Source organism: Pseudostreptobacillus sp. (genome assembly GCF_977040545.1).
In genome coordinates this window covers 1-2933 of record NZ_CDRRBS010000114.1, presented here as the reverse complement: position 1 = coordinate 2933, position 2933 = coordinate 1, and the positions used below count along the sequence as shown (strand labels likewise).

Annotated in this window: 4 protein-coding genes; 3 read left to right on the top strand and 1 reads right to left on the bottom strand. The window is 22.3% G+C overall.

Features of this window, described 5'->3' with window-relative positions:
- Positions 1-144: 144 nt before the first annotated feature.
- A complete protein-coding gene (locus ACWYO2_RS05575) occupies positions 145-792 on the top strand; it encodes a trimeric intracellular cation channel family protein (RefSeq protein WP_455515492.1) in 648 nt (215 codons plus the stop codon).
- A gap of 73 nt (positions 793-865) precedes the next feature.
- On the opposite strand, the gene ACWYO2_RS05570 is transcribed toward ACWYO2_RS05575, so the two are convergent.
- Positions 866-1393, bottom strand: coding sequence for a C40 family peptidase (locus tag ACWYO2_RS05570; protein ID WP_455515491.1), 528 nt, complete (start codon positions 1391-1393; stop codon positions 866-868).
- Positions 1394-1599: 206 nt separating this feature from the next.
- Between ACWYO2_RS05570 and ACWYO2_RS05565 the strand changes: the two genes are divergently transcribed.
- Positions 1600-1818: a hypothetical protein gene (locus tag ACWYO2_RS05565; protein ID WP_455515490.1), complete on the top strand. Its 219-nt coding sequence runs from the start codon at positions 1600-1602 to the stop codon at positions 1816-1818.
- Between the two features lie 143 nt (positions 1819-1961).
- On the top strand, positions 1962-2933 hold a 972-nt coding region (locus ACWYO2_RS05560; RefSeq protein ID WP_455515489.1), incomplete at its 3' end, for a DUF2130 domain-containing protein.

The following is a 2933-nucleotide window of genomic DNA, read 5'->3' as shown; positions in this document are numbered from 1 at the left end:
ACTTGAAGAAGAAGAGTTACATAATAGTATGTATGATGTTATAATTATGGGAAGAGTTTTATTTAAGATGACTAAAACTTCAAAAGGTTTAGAAAAAGTTAGAAGCTTTGTAGTTGATAATATTTCTACTTTTATGAGGTAGTTATGGAGTTTAGTTCTTTTTTATACATATCTAATTTAATTGGAGTAATAGCTTTTGCAGCTTCAGGAGTTTTTAAAGGGATTAAGCATGATAACGATATATTTGGAGTGACTTTACTTGCAATAGTTACAGCAGTAGGTGGTGGAATAACACGTGATATTATGTTAAATATAATACCAAATGCTATCATAAATCCTAGTGATATTTATTTAGCTATTATTACAGCACTTGTAATTTATTTGCCATATTTATTTTTTAAAAAGAAAATTAAAGATTTAATGACAAAAAAAGAGTTTGTAGAAACTTCTAAAACATTAGTATTGATATGTGATGCTATAGGTTTGGCAATATTTATATATATAGGTGCAGATAAAGCTTTATCTCTAAATTTAAATGCAATAGCTGTTGTTATTATGGCAACGGTTACAGCAGTAGGTGGAGGAGTAATTAGAGATATACTAGCAAATGAAACTCCATTTATTTTAAAAGAAGATATATACGCTGTTCTTTGTGTTGCAGGAGGATATTTATATAATTATTTTATAATAAATTTAAAATTTAAAGAAATAGAAACAACACTTTTTATATTTTCTTTTGTACTATTAATTCGTCTTATAGTAATATTTAAAAAGTTAAATTTACCTAAATAAAAAAAGAACTACATTATTTAATAGGATTTCTATTATTTTAAATGTAGTTCTTTATTGTTTATATAAAATTTTACTAATAAGGCGAAAGTGCCCACTTAAATGCTTTACTATAAAAATTAGAATCTATTTTTGAAATAACCACTTTATTTTTAGCAGAAGATGCATGTATAAATTCATTATTTCCTATATATAACCCTACGTGATTAATTGTTTCTCCACCTGAAGTTATAAAAAATAATAAATCACCTATTTTAAGTTGAGAAATATCTTTTTTCTCATTATTCATTTCAGACATATCTTTTGAAACACGTGGTAATTTAATTTTTGATTTTTCATTAAATAAATAAGTCATAAAACCTGAACAATCAAATTTATCAGGACCAATAGCACCCCAAGAATAAGGTTTATCTAAATTTTCTTTTGCGAATTTTGTTATTTGCTCTCTTAACGTACTTTCTTCTTCTTTATTAATTTTTATATATTCATTTGAAACTTGTGTTAACTCATTAAGTATAGTTTTTAATCTTTCATCATCCTCTGTAGAAGAGAAGGATATAAAACATAACAAAATTCCAAAAGTAAGTATAATAATTTTTTTCATAGTATACCTCCTTATATATTTTAACCTATCAATATATATTTAGTCAAATTTAATATAAATAAATTGAGTTTTTTAAAGTAAAATTATTAGTAATTTTAGATTTTAAAACTAGTAAAATATATTAAAAATAAAGAGAAAAATATAATAATATTAGGAATTGATTTACCACCATCCATTCATGCTGCAAAGCTGTATTTGTATAATATTTGATAATAAGTTATAGCTGTCCTATAGATAATAAGAGTTATACAACAGGAATGAAAGACTATAAGCAATGGGTAAATAGTAAAATTCCAAAAGTTAATAGGACTATAATTCAAGTACATAAAGATAGGCATTTAGATAAGCAAAATTATAAGAAGTTGAAAAAAGTTTTGAAAAATCAAGATTATTACCTAATATATAAGTTGAATACAGTAAAATAGAGTATAATAATAGAAAAGGATATTATAGATACAGAATATGTATAGAGTGTCTTTTTATTTATAAATTTATATATAATTTACCTAGTATAATTTAAGTTTTTAATGTATAATATTACTATAAATATAAAATAGGAGAGATGTTAATGAATGAGGTAAAATGTCCTAATTGTAATACTGTATTTTCTTTAGATGAAAATACTTATTCAAGTATAAAAATACAAGTTAGGGATAAAGAATTTGAAGCAGAAGTAGAAAAAAGAATGAAATCTAATTTAGAACTTGAAAAAAAGATTTTAGAAAATAAATTAGATGATATAAAAAAAGAAAATGAAATTGAAAAATTAAATTTTGAAACTAGTTATAAAGAAAAAATAGCAAATCTTGAAAATGTAATAACTCAATTAAATGAAAAATTAAAAAGTTTTGAAGAATTAAATGAAAATAATATGAAAATTGAAAAAATGAGTATAGAAAATCTATATAAAGAAGACATATCTAAATTAAATAATACTATATTCAATCTTGAAGCAAAAATTAATACCTTAAATGATGAAGCTAAAAGAAATTTAGAAATTGAAAAAATAACTGTAGAAAATAAATATAAAGAAGAAATAAATTTATTAAAAAATAATATATTAAATCTTCAAAATAATGAGTTAATGATAAAAGATAGATATAAAACAGAATTAAAAAACAAAGATGAAATTATAGAGTATTATAAAGATTTAAAATCAAAATTGTCTACTAAAATGTTAGGGGAAACACTTGAACAACATTGTGAAGTATCATTTAACAGATTAAGATCTACAGCTTTTCCAAATGCATATTTTGATAAAGATAACGATGTTTCAAGTGGTAGTAAAGGGGACTATATTTATAGAGAATTTGATGAAAATGGATTAGAAATATTGTCTATAATGTTTGAAATGAAAAATCAGAATGATGAAACAAAAACAAAGAAAAAAAATAAAGATTTTTTTAAAGAATTAGATAAAGATAGAAAAGAAAAAAGATGCGAATATGCTATACTTGTTTCTTTACTTGAACAAGAAAATGAACTGTATAACGAAGGTATAGTAGATGTTTCTTATGAATATGAAAAAATGTATGTAATT

Bases quoted from the DNA above. Each gene is read 5' to 3' on its own strand.
- ACWYO2_RS05575 (WP_455515492.1), top strand. From the start codon at position 145: ATGGAGTTTAGTTCTTTTTTATACATATCTAATTTAATTGGAGTAATA.
- ACWYO2_RS05570 (WP_455515491.1), bottom strand. From the start codon at position 1,393: ATGAAAAAAATTATTATACTTACTTTTGGAATTTTGTTATGTTTTATA.